General features: G+C 29.1%; 18 protein-coding genes. 14 read left to right on the top strand and 4 right to left on the bottom strand.

Annotated elements, in window-relative coordinates; translation table 11 throughout:
* Positions 1-116: 116 nt before the first annotated feature.
* The gene (locus ACZJV1_RS02980; protein WP_463651365.1) at positions 117-1,712 is read left to right on the top strand and encodes a peptide chain release factor 3; all 1,596 of its coding nucleotides are present in this window, start codon (positions 117-119) and stop codon (positions 1,710-1,712) included.
* Positions 1,713-1,778: 66 nt separating this feature from the next.
* Here the strand turns inward: ACZJV1_RS02980 and ACZJV1_RS02985 are convergent, their stop codons facing one another.
* Positions 1,779-2,825: an acyltransferase gene (locus ACZJV1_RS02985; protein WP_463651366.1), complete on the bottom strand. Its 1,047-nt coding sequence runs from the start codon at positions 2,823-2,825 to the stop codon at positions 1,779-1,781.
* 178 nt (positions 2,826-3,003) lie between these two features.
* Here ACZJV1_RS02985 and ACZJV1_RS02990 point away from each other — a divergent pair, with 178 nt between their 5' ends.
* Positions 3,004-5,913 (top strand): cell wall-binding repeat-containing protein, encoded by a 2,910-nt coding sequence (locus ACZJV1_RS02990; RefSeq protein ID WP_463651367.1) that lies wholly within the window; start codon positions 3,004-3,006, stop codon positions 5,911-5,913.
* 171 nt (positions 5,914-6,084) lie between these two features.
* Positions 6,085-7,263, top strand: a complete 1,179-nt coding sequence (locus tag ACZJV1_RS02995; protein WP_463652138.1) for a DegT/DnrJ/EryC1/StrS family aminotransferase — start codon at positions 6,085-6,087, stop codon at positions 7,261-7,263.
* 19 nt (positions 7,264-7,282) lie between these two features.
* Here ACZJV1_RS02995 and ACZJV1_RS03000 read toward each other — a convergent pair whose 3' ends face one another.
* Positions 7,283-8,524, bottom strand: coding sequence for an O-antigen ligase family protein (locus tag ACZJV1_RS03000; RefSeq protein ID WP_463651368.1), 1,242 nt, complete (start codon positions 8,522-8,524; stop codon positions 7,283-7,285).
* Between the two features lie 165 nt (positions 8,525-8,689).
* Here ACZJV1_RS03000 and ACZJV1_RS03005 point away from each other — a divergent pair, with 165 nt between their 5' ends.
* Together ACZJV1_RS03005 and ACZJV1_RS03010 are read left to right on the top strand one after the other, a co-directional pair.
* Complete coding sequence (locus ACZJV1_RS03005; RefSeq protein WP_463651369.1) at positions 8,690-9,868, top strand: DegT/DnrJ/EryC1/StrS family aminotransferase; 1,179 nt, start codon at positions 8,690-8,692, stop codon at positions 9,866-9,868.
* Between the two features lie 77 nt (positions 9,869-9,945).
* Positions 9,946-11,262, top strand: a complete 1,317-nt coding sequence (locus ACZJV1_RS03010; RefSeq protein ID WP_463651370.1) for a nucleotide sugar dehydrogenase — start codon at positions 9,946-9,948, stop codon at positions 11,260-11,262.
* Between the two features lie 216 nt (positions 11,263-11,478).
* Here the strand turns inward: ACZJV1_RS03010 and ACZJV1_RS03015 are convergent, their stop codons facing one another.
* Together ACZJV1_RS03015 and ACZJV1_RS03020 are read right to left on the bottom strand one after the other, a co-directional pair.
* Positions 11,479-12,249 (bottom strand): DeoR/GlpR family DNA-binding transcription regulator, encoded by a 771-nt coding sequence (locus ACZJV1_RS03015; RefSeq protein ID WP_463651371.1) that lies wholly within the window; start codon positions 12,247-12,249, stop codon positions 11,479-11,481.
* Entirely contained in the window at positions 12,236-13,069 is an 834-nt protein-coding gene (locus ACZJV1_RS03020; protein ID WP_463651372.1) for a hypothetical protein, read from the bottom strand. Before ACZJV1_RS03020 ends, ACZJV1_RS03015 begins: the two co-directional genes overlap by 14 nt.
* Before the next feature lie 485 nt (positions 13,070-13,554).
* On the opposite strand from ACZJV1_RS03020, the gene ulaG reads away from it, so the two are divergent.
* From ulaG to ACZJV1_RS03065, 9 genes are all read left to right on the top strand, one after another.
* A complete protein-coding gene (gene ulaG / locus ACZJV1_RS03025) occupies positions 13,555-14,619 on the top strand; it encodes an L-ascorbate 6-phosphate lactonase (RefSeq protein ID WP_411169785.1) in 1,065 nt (354 codons plus the stop codon).
* An 83-nt stretch (positions 14,620-14,702) separates the two neighbouring features.
* Positions 14,703-15,143, top strand: coding sequence for a PTS sugar transporter subunit IIA (locus tag ACZJV1_RS03030; RefSeq protein ID WP_463651373.1), 441 nt, complete (start codon positions 14,703-14,705; stop codon positions 15,141-15,143).
* Positions 15,144-15,169: 26 nt separating this feature from the next.
* Entirely contained in the window at positions 15,170-16,630 is a 1,461-nt protein-coding gene (locus tag ACZJV1_RS03035) for a PTS ascorbate transporter subunit IIC (RefSeq protein WP_463651374.1), read from the top strand.
* A gap of 370 nt (positions 16,631-17,000) precedes the next feature.
* Positions 17,001-17,294, top strand: a complete 294-nt coding sequence (locus ACZJV1_RS03040; protein ID WP_460286107.1) for a PTS sugar transporter subunit IIB — start codon at positions 17,001-17,003, stop codon at positions 17,292-17,294.
* 109 nt (positions 17,295-17,403) lie between these two features.
* The gene (locus tag ACZJV1_RS03045) at positions 17,404-18,444 is read left to right on the top strand and encodes a hypothetical protein (protein ID WP_463651375.1); all 1,041 of its coding nucleotides are present in this window, start codon (positions 17,404-17,406) and stop codon (positions 18,442-18,444) included.
* Positions 18,445-18,608: 164 nt separating this feature from the next.
* A complete protein-coding gene (araD, locus tag ACZJV1_RS03050; protein WP_463651376.1) occupies positions 18,609-19,307 on the top strand; it encodes an L-ribulose-5-phosphate 4-epimerase in 699 nt (232 codons plus the stop codon).
* A gap of 19 nt (positions 19,308-19,326) precedes the next feature.
* Complete coding sequence (locus ACZJV1_RS03055) at positions 19,327-20,190, top strand: L-ribulose-5-phosphate 3-epimerase (RefSeq protein WP_463651377.1); 864 nt, start codon at positions 19,327-19,329, stop codon at positions 20,188-20,190.
* A 1-nt stretch (position 20,191) separates the two neighbouring features.
* Positions 20,192-21,001 carry a transketolase gene (locus ACZJV1_RS03060; RefSeq protein WP_463651378.1) on the top strand — a complete coding sequence of 270 codons (810 nt, stop codon included), beginning with the start codon at positions 20,192-20,194 and terminating at the stop codon, positions 20,999-21,001.
* A gap of 9 nt (positions 21,002-21,010) precedes the next feature.
* Positions 21,011-21,934: a transketolase family protein gene (locus ACZJV1_RS03065; protein WP_463651379.1), complete on the top strand. Its 924-nt coding sequence runs from the start codon at positions 21,011-21,013 to the stop codon at positions 21,932-21,934.
* Positions 21,935-21,989 lie beyond the last annotated feature (55 nt).

Genomic DNA, 21,989 nt, shown 5'->3' on the forward strand with positions numbered 1-21,989 from the left:
GAAAAGCTCTTTTTGGAATGTTGTAATAAAATTTTCATTTTAAATTATATAACTTTAGGGTATAATGAATAACTAGAGAAATAGAGATAAAACTTAATTTTAAGGAGGAAGCTACTTTGGCAGATTATATAAATGAAATAGAAAAAAGAAGAACCTTTGCTATTATATCTCACCCAGATGCAGGTAAAACAACATTAACAGAAAAGTTCTTGTTATACGGAGGAGCTATAAGGCTTGCAGGTTCAGTTAAAGCAAGAAAGGCTTCTACTCATGCAGTATCAGACTGGATGGAAATAGAAAAGCAAAGAGGGATTTCAGTTACTTCCTCAGTAATGCAATTTAATTATAAAGGACATTGTATTAACATATTAGATACACCAGGGCACCAAGACTTCTCAGAAGATACATATAGAACTCTTATGGCAGCAGATAGTGCTGTTATGGTAGTAGATGGAGCAAAAGGTATAGAAGATCAAACAAGAAAGCTATTCCATGTTGCATCTCTTAGAGAAATGCCTATATTTACATTCGTTAATAAGATGGATAGAGAATCTAAAGATCCATTTGAATTATTAGAAGAAATAGAAAATGAACTTGGAATAAAAACATATCCAATGAACTGGCCAATAGGCTCAGGAAAGGAATTTAAGGGAGTTTATGAAAGAGATAACAATAGAATTATAGCCTTTTCAGCAGGAAATCACGGTCAAAGTGAAGTAGATGCAGTAGAAGGTTCAGTAGACGATCCTAAGTTTAGAGAAATATTAGGAGATGCGCTTCATGATAAGTTAATGGAAGATATAGAACTTTTAGATATAGCTGGAGATGAGCTTGATTTAGAAAAAGTTAAATCAGGAGAATTAACACCAGTATTCTTTGGATCAGCTTTAACAAACTTTGGTGTTGAACCATTCTTAGAACATTTCTTAGAAATGACAACATCACCACTACCAAGAAATTCAAGCATAGGAGAAATAAATCCATTTGATGATAACTTCTCAGCCTTTGTATTTAAAATACAAGCAAATATGAATAAAGCTCATAGAGATAGAATTGCATTTATGAGAATATGTTCAGGTAAATTTGAAAAAGGTGAAGATGTTTACCATATGCAAGGTAGTAAAAAGATAAAATTAGCACAACCACAACAATTTATGGCTCAAGATAGAGAAATAGTAGAAGAAGCATATGCAGGTGATATAATTGGAGTATTTGACCCAGGTATATTCGCAATAGGAGATACATTGTGTGCACCGTCAAAGAAGTTTAAATTTGAAGGTATTCCAACATTTGCACCAGAGCACTTTGCAAGAGTAAGACCAGTAGATACAATGAAGAGAAAACAATTCGTAAAAGGTGTTACTCAAATAGCTCAAGAAGGAGCAATTCAAGTATTTAGAGAACTATTTATAGGAATGGAAGAAATAATAGTTGGAGTTGTTGGTGTACTTCAATTTGAAGTTCTAGAATATAGATTGAAGAATGAATACAACGTTGATATAAAGATGGATAGACTTTCATTTAGATATGTAAGATGGATAGAAAACAAAGATATTGATATGGATAAATTAAATCTAACGTCAGATACTAAAAAGGTTAAAGACTTCAAAGATAGAAATATCCTTATATTCCAAAATGATTGGGGTATTAGCTGGGCATTAGATCATAATAAAGGATTAGTATTATCTGGTGTTGGTAAAAGTGATGAATAATTAATAGATATATAAAAAGGTGACTAATATGATAGTCACCTTTTTATATAACAAAATATTTACTATTTATATTATATATTTATTTACAAAAGGTATTTTCTTTATTAAGTAAGATAATATAATGCAACATATAAATATTAAAATGGATATGAATGGAATGGTGAGAGCGGGATTTACAATATTAGCTGTTAAAATTTCATGACGAATAAGATATTTTATAAATAAGTCATGAATTAAAAAAACACCAAATGTATATGATGATATAGTTGATATATACTTTATATTTCTATTTGAAACTTTAACTTTATCAAATAAATTTTTTAATAATAAAAATATAGCAATACTATATGACATAACATTTATTGAGAATATACCTTGCCAAGAATCTGTAGGAACAGAATTTTTAATTGATACATATTGAGTTATAATTACTGTAAAAATTGCACCACATGTCCCTAATATATATATGAAATTTTTTGTTAATTTCTTTAATTGGAAGTTAGTTAAATAAAATCCTAATAAATAATATATGACGTAGTCTCTAGGTATAGAAATATACATTTTATTTACGTTTTCTGATATAAAATTAAATGGAAAATATCCTGAAAGTGTTGGTATAATAGCTGAAATTATAATTCCAATTATTAAAAAATACTCTATTTGATTTTTAGTAGCGTTAGCGGTTATTATTCTTAAAATTGGAGTTACAATATATAGTCCAATTATCATATATAAAAACCACAGATGATAATTAGTAGTACCTTTCAAAATAGAAATAACTATACTCTTAAATAGTTCAATATTTATTGGAGTATTAATAAGATATATTGTACTCCAAAATAAAAGAGAAATAATAATTCTAGGTAAGTATTTAGTATAAATGCTCTTAGTAGATATATTTTTTCTAGGATCCAAAAGAAACATGCCACTTAGCATAATAAATATTTGAACACAGCATCTAGATAAACAGTTATATATATTAATTATACTCCAGTTTATAGAGTTAACATCTAGAGTAGTCCAAATAACTCCAGATACATGTAGCATAACTACAAGAAAAGCAGACATAATTCTAAGAATATCTGCCGAAACTATTCTGTTATTTGTAAACAATTATATCACCTCAAAATAATATTATTTTAGTAGGGAAATATTGTCAAGCGTTTAATTTTATTTACTAAATTTGTTGATTTTTATATATAACTTTTAAAATAACATAATATTATATATTAAAATGTTGAAATACTTAACTTAAATTGATAAGCTATATAATTGAGAGGGAGGTGAGAATGTGTCATTAAAGAAAATAAAAAGAATGGTGGCGCAACTATTAATAATAGCATTTATAGTACCAAATATAAGTGCAAAAGCAGTAACAACTAATTTAAATTCAGTTATTGAGGAAACTACTACCAATGAAGATGTAAGTAGTAACAACCAAAATGTACAAGCTGTTGATAACAGTGAAAAAAAGGAAGAATTAAAACAGGATAGCAGTAATGATAAAGAGCAAAATAAAGTTACTGATGAAGCTTTAAACAATGATTTAAAAGAAAATTCTTCAAAACAAGATTCTTTAAATGAAATAAAAAAAGAGGAAGTTAAAAAAGAAGAAGAAATTAAGGAATCAAAGGTAACATTAGATGCTAATTCAAATAGCGAGCTTAAGGGAACTAAATATACAAAGAAAAAGGCTATAAACACAAATGTAAAAAGCTTTTCTATGGCATCACAAGAAGGGCAAGAGCGTGAAGAGTTTAAGTTGAAAAGAGAAGCTCTAGAAAACTTAGAAGTTCTAGAACCAATGACAGATAAGCCATATGAGTTAACAATTGCTAATTCAGATGGAAGCTTTGAATATGTTGATGCTTATGAAAATTTATCAGAAGCCGTAGATGCTGCAAAAAAAATGCCAGAACAATCATTAGCTAGTTCTCAAATGCCTGCAGTAATAAATTTTGCTGGACAAGTTGTTTATTCAACAAATCAAATGGCAAGAGTAATAAAGTACAGTAATAATAGTCCAGTTTATGGAACTGTTAATTTGTATAAAGAGCCTCAATTAAGCAATGCATTTACATATGTTAATCCAGGATATATGGATGATGCACCTATATTAGAAATGAGTGGTACATCAGCTAAAGTAATGATTAATGGATATGATGGATGGATAAATAATAATACTTCATCTGGAACTTATGATATGATAGTAGTTCCTTTAAATCAAGTTAAAAATCCAAGTTACTATAGTGTGAAAAATGGAGAGTTAACTCATTTTATAAGTTATGATTTAACAGGAGTTACTGGATTTACAAAAACTCTAGGAAAGGCCCCATCTTATTTAAGAGAAGGTGTTAGATATTTAAGCTATGATGGAATTTATTTCTATGATGGAAGTAATATTGAAGCAGGATTAAATACTTTAATTAATGATTATAGGGCAGGAGTTAGAAATAATTCATTAAATGCAGGCAATCCACATTATTTATATTATGGTAATCTACCGTTTAGAAGTAAGACAATTTATTCAGCAGATGATTTAAATAGGTATATAAATGCATATACTAAGACAGAATCAAAGCTTAGAAACTTAGGTGCTACTTTAAAAGAAGTTGAAAACAACTATGGAGTTAATGCGCTTTTAACACTTGCAGTTTCAATAAATGAATCTTCCTATGGAATGTCAGATATTGCTCAAACTAAAAATAACTTGTTTGGACTAAAAGCATATGATTCTTCAGTAGGTTCAGCTGATAGTTTTGCTGCACCAAGAGATTCAGTAATAGATTTTACAAAAAACTATATTTCAAGGGGTTATGCAGATCCAGCAGATTGGAGATACTTTGGCGGTTTCTTAGGAAATAAAAACAGAGGTGCAAATGTAAAATATGCATCAGATCCTTTCTGGGGAGAAAAGGCTGCAAGCTTTGCATATGAAATAGACAAGTATCTATCAGGTGGTAACACTAATTTAAAAGATACTAATGCTAATCAAGTTGGTATGGCTAGAACTAATAATGCAGTTATAAAAAGAGATGGTTCATTATTATATAATGTGACTAACGATACTAATCAATATGGTGGATATATAAATACTCCATTTATAATATCAGATATTCAACAAGTTACTATAAATGGGCAAAAGTATTACGAAATATATCCAGAAAGAAATACACCAGTAGGTTATGGTGGAGCAGATAATAAATATCATGGGAATTATAACTGGGGAGATAGAGGATATATAAACTCTAATAACATTAGTTTAGCTAATATATTTACACCGCCAGTTGAAGTGAAATCTGGAATTGATAGATATGCAACAGCTGTGGAATTAAGCAAAAGCTCATTTAATTCAGCAGAAACTATAGTAATTTCAAATGGATATGCTATACCAGATGGATTAACGGCAACACCAATTGCTTCATATTATAAAGGACCATTATTACTAGTTGATAAGAATTCTATTCCATCATCAACTCAAGATGAAATAAAGAGACTAGGTGCAAAAAATGCTATTATTGTTGGAGGGCCAGCAGTTGTATCTCAAGATGTTGAAAATAAGCTTCGAGGATTAGGAGTTACTAAGATAACAAGATTAGGAGGGGCTACTAGATATGAAACAGCTTTACAGGTTGCTAAGTATATTGATCAAAATCTATATGATGTAGAAAATGTAGCAATTGCTAATGGTTATGGTGAAGCAGATGCATTATCAATAGCACCTATATCAGGAAGAGATAAAATGCCAATAATATTAGTTGATAATAATAGCATTTCAAATGATGTTTATGATTGGTTAAGATCAGAAAGTCTAAATAATGCATTCATTATTGGAGGAACTACAGCAGTTAATGATAATATACTAAGTAGAATTAATTCAATAACTAAACAAGATGTTTCTGGAAATAGACTAGGTGGAGCAAATAGGTATGAAACAAATGCGAAAATTATAGAAAAGTTTTATGGGAATGTAACTGAAAAAGTCTATGTGACTGAAGGATTAGAATTAGCAGATGCTTTAACATCAGGACCTATAGCATCACTTAATGGATCGCCAGTAATAATATCTGAGAGTCAGTTAACTTATACTCAAAAGGTAGTTTTAAAAAATAAAACAACTAATAGCATAGTACAAGCTGGTGGAGTGGTTTCTAGAGCGGTTATAGAAAACCTTAGAGAACTATTAAGTAGAACACAATAATATAAATTAAAAAGTATATATGAATAGTCTATATAAAGTGTATTGATAATAAAATCAATACACTTTACTTTTATATTTAAAACTATGATAAGCTTGAATTTTAATATCTACAATTATATAATTGGGAATATACATATTAAAATTGTGAAAGGGTTGAAAATAATGGATAATATAAAAGTAATACCATTTTCTCCTCCAGATATAACTGAAGCAGAAATTAATGCAGTCGTAGAGGTTTTAAGATCAGGATGGATAACATCAGGACCAACTTTAGCAAAATTTGAAGAAGAATTAGCAGAGTATTGTGAAGCAAATAAAGCAGTAGCGTTAAATAGTGCAACAGCAGCAATGGAACTTATATTAAAGGTTTTTGATATAAAAGAAGGAGATGAAATAATAACAACTCCCTACACATATACAGCAACTGCAAGTGTAGCAGTTCACAGAGGAATTAAACCTATATTTTGTGATGTAGCAAAAGATTCTTTTTTTATTGATTATGAAAAAATTGGTGATTTAATAACTGAAAGAACTAAAGTTATAATGCCTGTAGATTTTGCAGGAGTACCTTGTGATTATGATAAAATAAAAGCAGTTTTAAAAGAAAAGAATAGAGAAGATATAATAATTTTAGTAGACTCAGCTCATTCCTTTGGAGCAAAGTATAAAGGAGAAAGAGTTGGAGCACAATGTGATTTCCATAGTTTTTCATTCCATGCTGTAAAGAATTTTACAACTGCTGAAGGTGGAGCTATAACTTACAATGATAATAACTTCAATGGAAGAGAAAACTTATATCAAGATCTTAAATTCACTTCTCTTCATGGACAATCAAAGGATGCTTTATCTAAGATGAAGGCAGGGGCTTGGGAATATGATATAATTACAGATGGATTCAAATGTAATATGACAGATATAAATGCTGCTATTGGAAGAGTCCAATTAACAAGATATGAAGATATGTTAAAGTATAGAAAAGAAATATTTGATACTTATACGAAGATATTAGAAAAAGAAGATTTCGCTATAATACCATTAACTAAATATGGTGAAGGTACTGAAAGCTCTTATCATTTATATCCATTAAGAATAAAGGGGTTTAATGAAGAACAAAGAAATTTACTAATTCAAAGATTAGCTGAAAAAGGGATTTCAACAAATGTTCATTTTAAGCCATTACCTATGTTTACTTTGTATAAAAATTTAGGGTATAAAATAGAAGATTATCCAAATGCATATGCACAATATGTAAATGAAATTTCACTACCAGTTTATAGTACATTAGAATTAAAAAATGCAGAATATATTGCAATTGAACTAGTTAAAGAGGTAAATAATATATTAACTTAAAAATACTAAGCCTTTTGGCTTAGTATTTTTTTTCATTATATAATATAGCAATAAAATGACCTACATAAAACCAGTAAATTAGAGAAATAAAGCTTATTTTATATACTAAATTACTTTCCATTAAGTTACATACAGGAATCCCTAAAATTATACCAAGTAGAATTGTATATAAAAATTTATTTTTATTATCTAGCCTTGAGATTTTATATACACCATATAAATATGCACATGATATAAATAATAAAATCATAAATGTAGCTATAAATCCATTGACTGTAGTTATTTCCATATATATATTATGAATGCCACCCTTTGTAACCCCTATTAACTCGGCAGGCTGATTTTGTATAAGTGTTGGAATTGTATTTGATGTTCCAATTCCACTAAAGAATGCAAATTTTATTATACGAATAGCAGCAACCCAAATGTATTCTCGGCCAGTAAATATATAGTGTAAGGTTTTAGGATCTAATTTAAAAATAAAGAACACTGTTATTATTGGAATTATAATCATTAAAGTTCTTATTATATTATTTTTACTATAAACAAATATAAAAGAAAATATAAGTGATAGTAAAATTAAGTATCCACTTCTTCCACCAGAAATAAATAGTGTTATCAATTGAATTATTAAATTAGTAATTAAAAATAATCTAACATTTTTCAACTTACTTTTATAAAGAAGATAGAAGGTAATTATTAATGATATAGAGGAAGCAATTCCAAGTGAATTCTCATTTCTAAATAATCCTGTAAAAATAATTAGTTCTTCTACACCATCAGCATTTATAATAGATTTTTGTACTGAAAAGTTGCTAAATATTAATATTGTAGACAATGAAGAAAAAATAAAAGTAAAAATCACATAGAAATAGGAGTAAATATCCAACTCTCTTAAAAGTAATTTTTTATTTTTAAAAGTATCTATTGAAAATAATACTGCTAAAATTACAACATTCAAAATCCATACCTTAAAGTTTTCTTTTGTTGGATATTTATAAATAGTAAAAAATAGAGTAACGGCTAAAAAGCCATATAGAAATATGTTAAAAATAAGAATTTTTCTTTTTTTCAGAATTACTTCTATAAATTGAGTTATGAATAATAACAGCGCCCAACCTAGACAAATCTTAGTTAATATTTTAAAGATAGGAAAATCAAAAATAATGGTCACAAAAGATAAGCTAACTAGCAAATATAATAATTTCAGATAGAAAGTATTTGAAATTACACTATAAAGCTTATTGAAATATTTTTTCATTTAAACAACTCCTTCAAATCAAAATAAATATATGATAATTTAAATTTTAGCACTTAATTTATAAATAGTCTAAGAATTTACACTAAAAAGATTGTATAACATAATAAATGTGGTAAAATATTATTGTTAGTTTTTTGTTAATCATAAATAAAGGAGGGTATAATAATGAATATACCTTTAATAGATTTAAAAGCTCAATATGAATCATTAGCGGAAGAATTAAATAAAGCAACATTAGGTGTGCTATCATCAGCTAATTATATAATGGGGAAAAACGTAATAGAATTTGAGAAGGAATTTGCAGAATTTATAGGAGTTAAGCATGCAATATCAGTAGGAAATGGTACAGATGCCTTAGTAATTGCTCTTAAATCAATGGGAATAGGAGAAGGAGATGAAGTAATAACTACTCCATTTACATTCTTTGCAACGGCAGAAACTATTTCAGCAGTTGGAGCAACTCCAGTATTTGTAGATGTAAATAAAGATACTTTTAATATAGATGTAACGAAAATAGAAGAAAAAATAACTTCAAAAACAAAAGCTATAATGCCTGTACATATATTTGGTCAAGCAGCAGATATGGATGAAATAAATGAAATAGCTAAAAAGCACAATTTATTAGTTATAGAAGACGCTTGTCAAGCTGTAGGTGGAAAATATAAAGAAAGAAAGATAGGAACATTAGGTGATGTTGCTTGCTTCTCATTCTTCCCAACAAAGAACCTAGGTTGTGCTGGTGATGGTGGAATAATAGTAACAGATAATGATGAAATAGCTACTATTGCAAGAGCACTTAGAACTCACGGTAGTGGGGAAAATGGTCAAAAGGCATATAACCTTTTAAATAATATAGAAGAAGAAATTAAAACAGCTGAAGGAGCAAACGATACTGTTTATAATCCACTTAAGTATTACAATTATTTAATAGGATATAATTCAAGATTAGATGCTGTTCAAGCAGCTATTTTAAGTGTTAAATTAAAAGAAATAGATAATTGGAATGCAAAGAGAAGAGAAATAGTTGAGCTTTATAACAAGGCTTTACAAAATAATGATTTAGTAACTCCAGTATGTGAAGATTACAATGAACATGTATATCATATGTATATACTACAATCAGAAAATAGAGAAGAAGTTTTAGCGAAATTAAAAGAAGCTGGAATTGCAACAGGAGTATATTATCCAGTACCATTACATCTTCAAAAGGTTTATAAGAATTTAGGATACAAAGAAGGAGATATGCCTGTATCTGAATACTTATCCAAAAGAACCTTTGCTATACCTGTTTATCCAGAATTAACAAAAGAGCAAGTTGACTATATAATAAGCAAAGTAAAATAATAATATATTCTAATAAATAAGCTATAATAAAAAGTAATATCAATTAGTAAGTTTTTAATTGATTAGGAGGAAAAGTCATGTCAGTTTTAAAAGATGAATTATTACAAAAAATAAATAATAAAACTGCAAAAGTTGGTGTAGTAGGTTTAGGTTATGTTGGATTACCTTTAGCAGTTGAAAAAGCAAATGCAGGATATCAGACAATAGGATTTGATGTTCAAGATCAAAAGGTAGAAATGGTTAATAAGGGCCAAAACTATATAGGTGATGTAGTTGATGCTGAATTAAAGGAATTAACTGAAAAAGGTATTTTAAGAGCAACTACAGATTTTAGCTTTATAAAAGATGTAGATACAGTTTGTATCTGTGTTCCAACTCCACTTGATTTATATAAACAACCAGATCTTTCATATGTTGTAAATTCAACAAGGGATGTAGCAAAATATCTACATAGAGGTATGATTGTTATATTAGAAAGTACTACTTATCCAGGAACTACAGAAGAAGTACTTAAACCAATATTAGAAGAAAGTGGATTAAAATGTGGAGAAGATTTCTTCTTAGCATTCTCACCAGAAAGAGTAGATCCAGGTAACAAGAGCTACAACACTAAAAATACTCCAAAAGTAGTTGGAGGATGTACTCCAGAATGTACAGAAATAGCTGCTGCATTATATGAAAATGTACTAGAAGGAGAAATACATAAAGTTTCTTCACCAGCTGTAGCTGAAATGGAAAAAATTCTAGAAAATACATTTAGAAATATAAATATAGGATTAGCAAACGAAATGGCTATACTATGTAATAGAATGGGAATAGATGTGTGGGAAGTTATAGATGCTGCTAAAACTAAACCATACGGTTTTATGCCATTTTATCCAGGTCCAGGACTTGGTGGTCACTGTATTCCACTAGATCCTTTCTACTTAGAATGGAAGGCTAAAGAATATGATTATCACACTAAGCTTATAGAAACATCAGGAGTAATCAATGATTCTATGCCTGATTTCGTTTTAGAAAATATCATGAAGATATTAAATAAACATAAAAAGGCTTTAAATGGATCAAAAGTTTTAGTTATGGGATTAGCATATAAGAATGATATAGATGACTACAGAGAGTCACCATCATTTAAAGTTATAGAACTATTAGAAAAGAATGGAGCAGAAGTTATAGTTAACGATCCTTTCTGTGATACTGCTAAATATAAAGGAAAGACTTATCATTCAGTAGATTGGAAAGAAATTATTGATGAAGCTGATATGGTAGTTATAACAACTGGTCATACTATTTATGACTATGAGCAAATAGTTGAAAGAGCTAAAGTTGTTTATGACACAAGAAATGCAACTAAGGAAGTTGTTAATAATAGAGAAAAAATTTATAAATTATAATTTTAATATAAAAGACATGTATTATTATATAAATAATACATGTCTTTTATTAATGATTTATTTTAGATTTAATATTAACTTATCAATTTCTTTATGATTACTATCATAAAAATAAAGCGTCATATATTTACTCGTTGAAATTGTATAATTAATAAAGTAGCACAAAAATGCTACTTTATTAATTTATCTATTAAATTCAAAATAATTAAATCTTAATTAATTTTCATTATAATCAATTATGATTGATTTAACTCCAGCAGAGTTAAGTTCAGATATTTTTTTAGGGTCTGCATCCGAGTCAGTAATTAAATAATCAACATCAGATATTTTACCACTAGAAAAATTATGATGAATTCCAATTTTGTTGCTTGTAGCAAGTATATATACAGGGCCAGTGCAACGCTTTATCATTTCTTTATTTATTGTAGTTTCTTGTATAACAGAAGTACTTATTCCGTAATCAGGCTTTATTCCGGAAACTCCCATAAAGCATTTAGTAGATGTTATGTTTGAAAGTACTTGCATTGCTAAATCCCCAATCATAGAATGCTTTCTACCATAAACTTCTCCACCGGTTAATATTAAATATATATTAGATGGCAAATTCTTTTCAAGAGCTCTACCATTATTAGTTACAACTGTAACTCTCTTATCTTCTAAATAATCTAGTATAGAAATAGCAGTAGAACTAGAATTTATAAAAATTGTATCTCCATCCTCAACTAAAGAAGCTGCATATTTTGCAATAGATTGTTTTTTTATCTTAACAATGTCAGTTTCATTAGAAACCTCATCTTCTAATATTTTAGCTCCGCCGTAATATCTAAGAACCAAACCCATAGATTCAAGTTCTTTAAAATCTCTTCTTATTGTAATAGGAGCTGTATTAAATAACTCAGATAACTCTTCAGTTTTAGCTTCTTTATTTTGAGTCAAATAATCAATTATCTTTTGTTGCCTTGGTGAAAGTGAATTATACAATCCCATTATAGATGTCCTCCGATCTTTTAGGTTTTATTTTAAAAATAACTTCAGATTTGTATGTTATATACATTGAAGTAGTATTATTCTTTATATCATCTAAATAGATTTTAGCACTAATAAAATCATTATCATAGATTTTTAGCAAAGATAAATTGAAAAAATGTAAATATTTCTCACGATTATTTAATAAGGTCACATTTACCTTTTTGAAATACTTTTTAGCTAACACATAATCCTTTTGATAAAGGTTATATATGCCAGAAATTTCATTCCAGGATAAAATAGGAGCAATCTTTTTTCTTACATCTTTTCTATCTTTCAAGTCCATACATTTATTATAATATTCCTTAACCTTTTTACTATTATCAAGGCTTATATAAGATAGAAATAAACTATAGTAATAAATTAATAGTAAGTCATAAGATGCTTTAAAAGGCTTTATTGTAACCTTTTCTAGTAATTCAATTATTTGATTATACTTATTCAAATCACTAAAAGCTAAAAGTTTATAAACTAAAATAGATTTTCTATAGCTTTTAAGTAAGTCATACTTTTCTAGCTTAGATAAAGTTTCTAAACCACTAACAGGATTACAGCTTACAGTAAGCTCATTAATAGCTTTTTTATAAAGCTTATCCAAATATTCATGTAAAAATACAAAACATATCATTATTAATGAAAATAATAAATAAACAAGTTTTAGCCTAATATCAGTAGAAGTAGAAATTAAATAGATCATATATATAACAAATAATATATAAACTAAATAATCTAAATACTGTTTATTTTTCTTACTTAAAGAATACCAACCCTTTTTACCCATGAAAATTCCCCCTCTTATAAATTGTTAAGAAAATCTTATTACTTATTATAAGTATAAAAAATTAAAGATGAACAAACTAGAATCTCTTCATGATTGTAATAAAAAAATCATTATATACTACTTGAAAATATAAAATGAACAAATTAAAGTTTAATTATGATTGTTTGTATCTTTATTATAAAAGAAAAGAACATAAAAATCAATTCAAATAAGAAAAAATAAAAAGAATATAAAAAAGGTGTTGATTTTTGTGAAAAAATAGATTATTATAAAAATATAAACAAGAAAAACAAACTAAAAGAACAAAAAGAACAAAAATAATAATAAAAATTAAAAATAAAGTGAAAAGTAACAATAAAAAAGAACATTTAATTAAATATGATGAGAAAAGAAACAAAAAAACGAAAAAATAAAACAATAAAGAAACAAAATAACAAATTTACAAAGTAATAAATTAAATAGTATATATTTTAGGAGGTATAGCAATGTCACAAGTAGAAAAAATTACAAGAGAATCATGGGTTTTAAATACATTTCCTGAATGGGGAACATGGTTAAATGAAGAAATCCAAGAAGAAAAGGTTGCACCTGGAACTTTCGCTATGTGGTGGTTAGGTTGCACAGGAATTTGGGTTAAAACAGAAGGAAATACGAATATATGTGTAGATTTCTGGTGTGGAACTGGAAAGAAGACTAGAAAGAACCCTTACATAGATCCAGAACATCAAATGGCAAGAATGTGTGGAGGAAAGAAATTACAACCGAATTTAAGAGTTACTCCTTTCGTTCTAGATCCATTTGCAATAAAGGAAATAGACGCTGTAATTTCAACACATGACCACAATGATCATATTGATGTAAACGTTGCTGCAGCAGTTATGCAAAACTGTGATTCATCAATTCCATTTATAGGACCACAAGCTTGCGTAGATAAATGGGTATCTTGGGGAGTTCCAAAAGAAAGATGTATAGTAGTTAAACCTGGAGATACAGTAAAAGTAAAAGATATAGAATTAGTTGCATTAGAATCTTTTGATAGAACAGCATTAATCACAGCTCCACCAAAGGGAAATTTAGTAGGAACAATGCCAATAAATATGGATATAAAAGCTGTTAACTACTTAATTAAAACACCAGGTGGAAATATATATCACTCAGGAGACTCTCATTACTCAAACTATTATGCAAAACACGGAAATGACCACAAAATAGATGTTGCATTAGGATCTTACGGTGAAAATCCAAGAGGTATAACAGATAAGATGACATCTGTGGATATATTAAGAATGGCAGAGTGTTTAAATACTCAAGTTGTAATTCCATTCCACCATGATATATGGTCAAATTTCCAAGCTGATACAAATGAAATATTAGCACTATATGATATGAAAAAACACAGATTACAATATAAATTCAACCCATATATTTGGCAAGTTGGCGGTAAATTTGTTTACCCAGCAGATAAAAATAATAGAGAATATCATTATCCAAGAGGATTTGATGATTGTTTCTCAGTTGAAATCAATACTCCATACAACTCATTCCTATAAAACTAGATATTTTGCAAGCTAGGTATATATCTAGCTTGCAAAGTAAAAACTAAAGAAGTACATGAAGAAGGGGAGTAATCTATATGTTAAAAGAGCTAATAGATAATAAAAGATATTCATTCCATAAAGAATTTGATAATTGGGAAGATGCAGTTCAGGCTGCGTGTAAACCTTTAATTGAAGAAGGAGTAATTGAAACAAGCTATGTAGATTCAATAATAGAAAATGTAAAGAGCTTTGGGCCTTACATAGTTATTGCTCCTAATATATGTATTCCACATGCACAAGAAGGAAAGGGGGTAAATGATACTGCAATTTGTTTCATGAGAACAGAAAAACCTGTTCACTTTGGAGAGACAGCAGAGCATGATGCAAGACTATTCTTTGTATTAGCATCGACAGATAACGAAAAACATATGCAAAATTTAGTAGAACTATGTGAATTAGTAGAAGACCAACAAGTTGTAGAAAAATTACTAAACTCAAATTCAGCACAAGATCTAAAAGCTTTATTAAAAAATTAAAATCAAAAGTTTAAGGGGGATTTTAAATGGATTTTATAGTTTCTATATGGCAATTTTTCCAAGTTAATATTTTAACACAACCAGCATTCTTCGTCGGATTTATAGTACTTATCGGTTACTTATTATTAAAGAGACCTCTATATGAAGCGTTTGCTGGATTTATAAAAGCAACAGTTGGTTACTTAATCTTAAATGTTGCAGCGGGGGGACTTGTAAATAACTTTAGACCTATATTAGCAGGACTTAAAGATCGTTTTAATTTAACAGCAGCAGTTATTGATCCTTACTTTGGGCAAACAGCAGCTCAATCAGCTATTGAAAGTGTAGGTAGATCATTTTCAATGATGATGCTTGTTTTACTTGTAGCATTTATGTTTAATATATTATTAGTATTATTTAGAAAAGTAACAAAAGTTAGAACAGTGTTTATAACAGGACACATAATGGTTCAACAATCATCAACAGTTTTATGGCTAGTAATTTTCGCTTTCCCACAATTACAAGATACGAAAGTAGTACTTATGATGGGATTACTTTTAGGAACATATTGGGCAGTTTCTTCTAACCTTACAGTTGAAGCATGTCAAGAGCTTACTGAAGGTGGAGGATTTGCAATAGGACATCAACAAATGTTTGGAGTTTGGTTAACAGACAAAATTGCAGGAAAAGTTGGTAATAAAGAAAAGTCTATTGAAGATTTAGAATTACCAGGGTTCTTATCAATATTTAATGATAACGTTGTTGCAACTGGTACATTAATGATGTTATTCTTTGGAGCAATAATGCTTATATTAGGACCAGATCTATTACACAAAATAGATGCAGGATTTAAAGCAGATAGAAACTTTATATTCTACATTATGGAAAAATCACTTAACTTTGCAGTTTACCTAAGCATATTACAACTTGGGGTTAGAATGTTCGTAGCAGAACTTACTGAGTCATTCCAAGGTATATCAAACAAGTTACTTCCAGGTTCAATGCCAGCAGTAGACTGTGCAGCAGTATATGGATTCGGACATCCAAATGCAGTAACTATAGGATTTATATTTGGAGCTATAGGACAATTTATAGCAATCTTAGGATTAATCGTATTCAAGAGCCCAGTATTAATAATAACAGGTTTCGTACCAGTATTCTTTGATAATGCTACTTTTGCAGTGTTTGCGAACAAAAAAGGTGGTTTAAGAGCAGCTATGATTATACCATTTGCATCAGGAGTAATCCAAGTTATAGGTGGAGCTTTTGCAGCATACTACTTCCAATTAGCACAATTTGGAGGATGGCATGGAAACTTCGACTTTGCAACAGTTTGGCCAGTAATTGGTATATTAATGAACAAATTACAATACGTAGGTGTAGCTATCTCTATATTAGCATTACTAGCTATTCCACAAATTCAATATATGAAGAACAAAAAAGGATACTTCAAGTTAGCAGAAAATTATGATGAATACATGGCTGAAAAAGCAGCTGGAGAAATTTAATAATTTATAACTGATTAAAAATAAGTAAACCATAACTAAATAACTTACTATTTAGTAAAAATATATTAAGTAATAACACTCATATTAAAATAATAAATAGCTTTAAATTAGCTAACCACAATATATTATGCACTATAATAATATACTCCTTAACATTTTTGGCACTTTGTTAAAATTGTGGTTAGCTAATATAAATAGCTAATGCCAACAATAAAAATAAATATAAATAATATAAACAAAGAAAAGCATTAAATCGAAAGTAATTAAACTTTACATAAATAAATTTAAGCATCAAAAGAAATAGGATCTTTAAACATTAAAAGAAATAAAACTTAAATAAAATCTATATGAAAATTTTGGAGGGATTATTATGTTAAAAGTAATAGCAGCATGTGGAAGTGGAATGGGGTCAAGTCAAATTATAAAAATGAAAATAGAGAAGATATTTAAAAAATTAAATATCCAAGTTACTATAAAACATTCAAGCGTTGGAGAAGCTAAAACTCAAGCATCAAACTATGATGTAGTGTTTTGCTCAGATGCTTTAAAAAGCAACTTTAAGAGAGCAGAAGAAGCTGGAACAATAGTTATAGGACTTAGAAATTTATTATCAGAGCAAGAAATAGAGCAAAAGATTATAGATAATGTAGTAAACAAAAAATAATTTATCTACAAATTAATAAATAAAATAAAGAGGTTAATTTATATTAACAAGCTTAACAGAAGAATAGTTAACAATAGTAACAAAAAAGTAGTATCAGGGGGAGAAAGATATGAAATTTGAAAAGAAATTTCTTACAAACTTGCATAGATGTTATGCAACAAGTAGCACTGTAATCGATGGAGAAAGATATATATTACTAGCAACAGAAGGAGAAGGTCCTTGCTATAGCTATAGAGGAGAAGAGTTTGAGCAAAATACAGTTTGGGATGGACCAGGTGGAACAATGTCTATGATACCTGTTCCAGGAAAAAATGGAGATTTCCTAGCTGTACAAAATTTCTTTCCAACTTTCCAATCTGAAAATGCAACTATAGTATGGGCAAAACCAAATGGAAATGGTGAGTTCGAAGTAAAGACTTTATTTAAAATGCCATATGTTCATAGATTTGATATATTATCAGCTGGAGATAAGCACTATTTTATAGGAGCTACTTTATGCACAACAAAAGAATTTAAAGATGACTGGAGTAATCCAGGAAAAATATATGTAGCAGAAATTCCACAAGATTTAAATACTCCTTTTGAATTTAAAATTATAAAAGAAGGATTAACTAAAAATCATGGATACTGTAGAACTACATGGAATGGAAAAATGGCAGGACTTGTGACATCAGAAGAAGGAGTTTTTGTAGTAACTCCACCTCAAAAAGATGGAGAAGAATGGTCAGTAGAACAAATAATGAATAGACCAACAAGTGATATTGCTGTTGTAGATATCGATGAAGATGGAGAAGACGAACTAGTTACAATTGAAGACTTCCATGGAGGAAACTTCTTAATAAATAAAAAAATAGATGGAGAATACAAAACTATATATAAATATCCAAAAGAAATGGACTTTGGACACGTAGTATGGGGTGGGAAATTAAGAGGAATCCCAACTATAATTGGTGGATACAGAAGAAATGAAAAAGAATTATTTATTATCCAATGTGATGATAAAGAAAAGCTTACATTTAAAACACAAGTTATTGAAGCAGGGGTAGGACCAAGTAATGTTGCAGTAATAAATGATGAAGATAGAGATATTATAATTTCAGCAAACAGAGAACTTGGAGAAGCTGCACTTTACTTTGTAACAGAAGAATAAAGACATCTTAGAGGTATACGAATTAAAAAAGTTCTATACCTCTAAATTTAAGGGAAAATACTAAAATAAGAGCAATAAAATAATGATGTACTTTAATATCAGTTAGAAATGTATGTAGTGTTCTATCAAATCTTATAACTACATCATAAAAAGGAGGAATATTTATGCTAGAAGAACTAAAAAAAGAAGTTTATAAAGCAAATATGCTTTTACCAAAATATGAATTAATTACATTCACATGGGGAAATGTATCAGCAATAGATAGAGAAAAAGGCTTGATAGTAATAAAACCATCAGGTGTTGAATATGACGAAATGAGTCCAGAAGATATGGTTGTAGTTGACTTAGATGGAAATGTTGTAGAAGGAAAGTACAAGCCTTCATCAGATACTCCAACACATATAAGACTTTACAAAGAGTTTAAAAATATAGGCGGAGTAGTTCATACACATTCAAGATGGGCAACTATTTTTGCGCAAGCTGGAAAGAGTGTAATACCATATGGAACTACTCAAGCAGATTACTTCTATAATGAAGTTCCATGTACTAGAGATATGACTCCTGAAGAAATAGCTAATAACTACGAATACAACACAGGAGAAGTTATAGTAGAAACATTCAAAAATCTAAATCCAGATTTTATACCAGGAGTTTTAGTTAAAAATCATGGACCATTTACTTGGGGAAAAAATGCAAATGAAGCAGTTCATAATGCGGTAGTTTTAGAAGAAATTGCAATGATGGCATGGAACACTGAAATATTAGGCGGAACTTATATAAAGAAAATGCCTCAAGAGCTTATTGATAAACACTTTATGAGAAAGCATGGTCCTAATGCATATTATGGACAAACTTCTAAATAAAAGTTAAGGAGGTATATATATGAGCTTTGAATATACATTAGGCTTATACGAAAAATCAATGCCTAATACTTTAAACTTCAAAGAAAAATTACAATGTGCTAGAGAATGTGGCTTCGATTATATGGAAATAAGCATAGATGAAACTGATGAAAAACTAGCAAGACTTGATATGACTAAAGAAGAAAGATTTGAAATAGTAAAGGCTATGTTTGAAGTTGGGCTTCCAATAAGAACAATGTGCTTAAGTGGACACAGAAAATATCCTTTAGGAAGTTTAAATGAAGAAACAAGAAATAGAGCCTTAGAAATAATGGAGAAAGCAATAGACTTAGCTTATGACCTTGGAATAAGAGTAATTCAAATAGCTGGCTATGATGTTTATTATGAAGAAAGTAACGAAGAAACAAAAGAACTTTTCATAGAAAACTTAAAAAAATCAGTAGAAATGGCATCAAAAAAAGGAGTAATCCTAGCTTTTGAAACTATGGAAACAGATTTCCTAAATACTGTAGAAAAAGCAATGAAATACGTAAATTTAATAAACTCACCATACCTTCAAGTTTATCCTGATTGTGGTAACGTAACTAATGCTGTGTTAAATACAGAAAAAACAGCAAGTGATGACTTTAAAATAGGAAGAGGACATTTAGCAGCAGTACATCTTAAAGAAACAGTTCCAGGAAAGTTTAGAGAAATATCATTTGGAACAGGTCACGTAAATTTTGAAGATATAATAGAAACTTCATTAAACTTAGGAGTTAGAAAATTTACAGCAGAATTTTGGTATGTAGGAAATGAAGATTGGAAAGAAGTTATAAAGAGCACAAGAAAATTTATGGATATAAAATTCAGAAGTGTTCTAAGTAACAAAGGGGGAAAGTAACTTGAATAAAGATTATTTAATAGAAGTATCTAAAGAAGTAAGAAAAAATATTATTAATATGATTCACAGTGCGAAATCAGGACATCCAGGTGGTTCCTTATCCTGTGCAGATATAATGACTTACTTATTCTTTGAAGAAATGAACATAGATTCTAAAAATCCAAAGATGATAAATAGAGATAGATTTGTTTTGTCAAAGGGTCATGGAGCACCAGCTTTATACAGCGTACTTGGAGAAAAGGGCTTTTTTGATAAAAGTGAATTTACTGGACTTAGAAAAATAGGGAGACTTCTTCAAGGGCACCCAGATTCTAAGCATATCCCAGGAGTAGATGTTTCAACAGGATCTCTTGGTCAAGGTATATCAAATGCAGTTGGAATGGCTTTAGGTTTAAAATTAAGCAACCAAGAAAGCAAGGTTTACTGCCTATTAGGAGATGGAGAAATACAAGAAGGTCTAGTATGGGAAGCTTCAATGTGCGCAGCTCATTATAAATTAAATAATTTAGTAGCTATATTAGATTACAATGGCTTACAAATAGATGGTAAAAATGATGATGTAATGACTATTTCTCCAGTAAAAGAAAAATTTGAAAGCTTTGGATGGACTGTAATTCCATGTGATGGACATGACTATGATTCTATAGATGAAGCTTTTAAAAAAGCAAATGAAGTAAATGGACCAGCTATGATTATAGCTAAAACAGTTAAAGGTAAAGGCGTAAGCTTTATGGAAAACCAAGCAGGATGGCATGGACAAGCACCTAATGATGAACAACAAAAATTAGCTATAAAAGAGCTATGTAACTAGGAGGTTAATATGGGAAAAGCAACTAGAGAATCTTATGGAGCAGCACTAGCAGCTATAGGTAGAGAAAATGAAAATATAGTGGTTTTAGATGCTGACCTTTCGAAATCAACAAAAACAAATATATTCTTAAATGAATTTTCAGATAGATTTTTTAACGTAGGAATAGCAGAACAAAACTTAATGGGAGTAGCAGCAGGTTTAGCTAATGTAGGAAAAATACCATTTGCAAGTACATTTGCGGTGTTTGCAACAGGAAGAGCCTTTGAGATAATAAGAAATTCAATTTGTTACCCAAAGATGAATGTTAAAATAGCAGCAACTCATGCAGGAATAACAGTTGGAGAAGATGGAGGCTCTCATCAATCTATAGAAGATATAGCATTAATGACGGCACTACCTAATATGACGGTAATAGTACCAGCTGATGATAAAGAGGCAATGGCAGCAGTAAAAGCAGCAGCAAAAATAAATGGACCAGTATACTTAAGATTTGGTAGATGTGCAACACCAGACTTATATGATGAAAACTATAAATTTGAAATAGGAAAAGGATCACTTTTAAAAGAAGGTAATGATATAACTATTATTGCTACTGGTATGATGGTTGCAAAAGCTTTAGATGCAGCTAAAATCCTAGAAGAAGAAGGAATAAATGCAAGGGTTATAAATATGGCAACTATAAAGCCAATAGATGAAGAAATAATTATAAAAGCAGCTAAAGAAACAAAAGGAATAATAACAGCTGAAGAACATTCTATTATAGGTGGTCTTGGAGATACAGTAAGCGCAGTAGTTTGTAAGAACTCTCCAGCAAGAGTAGAAAAAGTAGGAATAAATGATGTTTTTGGAGAGTCAGGAACCCCAGATGAATTAATGGAAAAATATAAACTAACAGCAGAAGAAATAGCTTCAAGAGCTAAAGCAATATTATAAAATAACCTGTTTAATAAAACAGTATAATTAACATTATAAATTGCCATAACATAGC

The organism is Clostridium sp. LS3 (genome assembly GCF_055330225.1).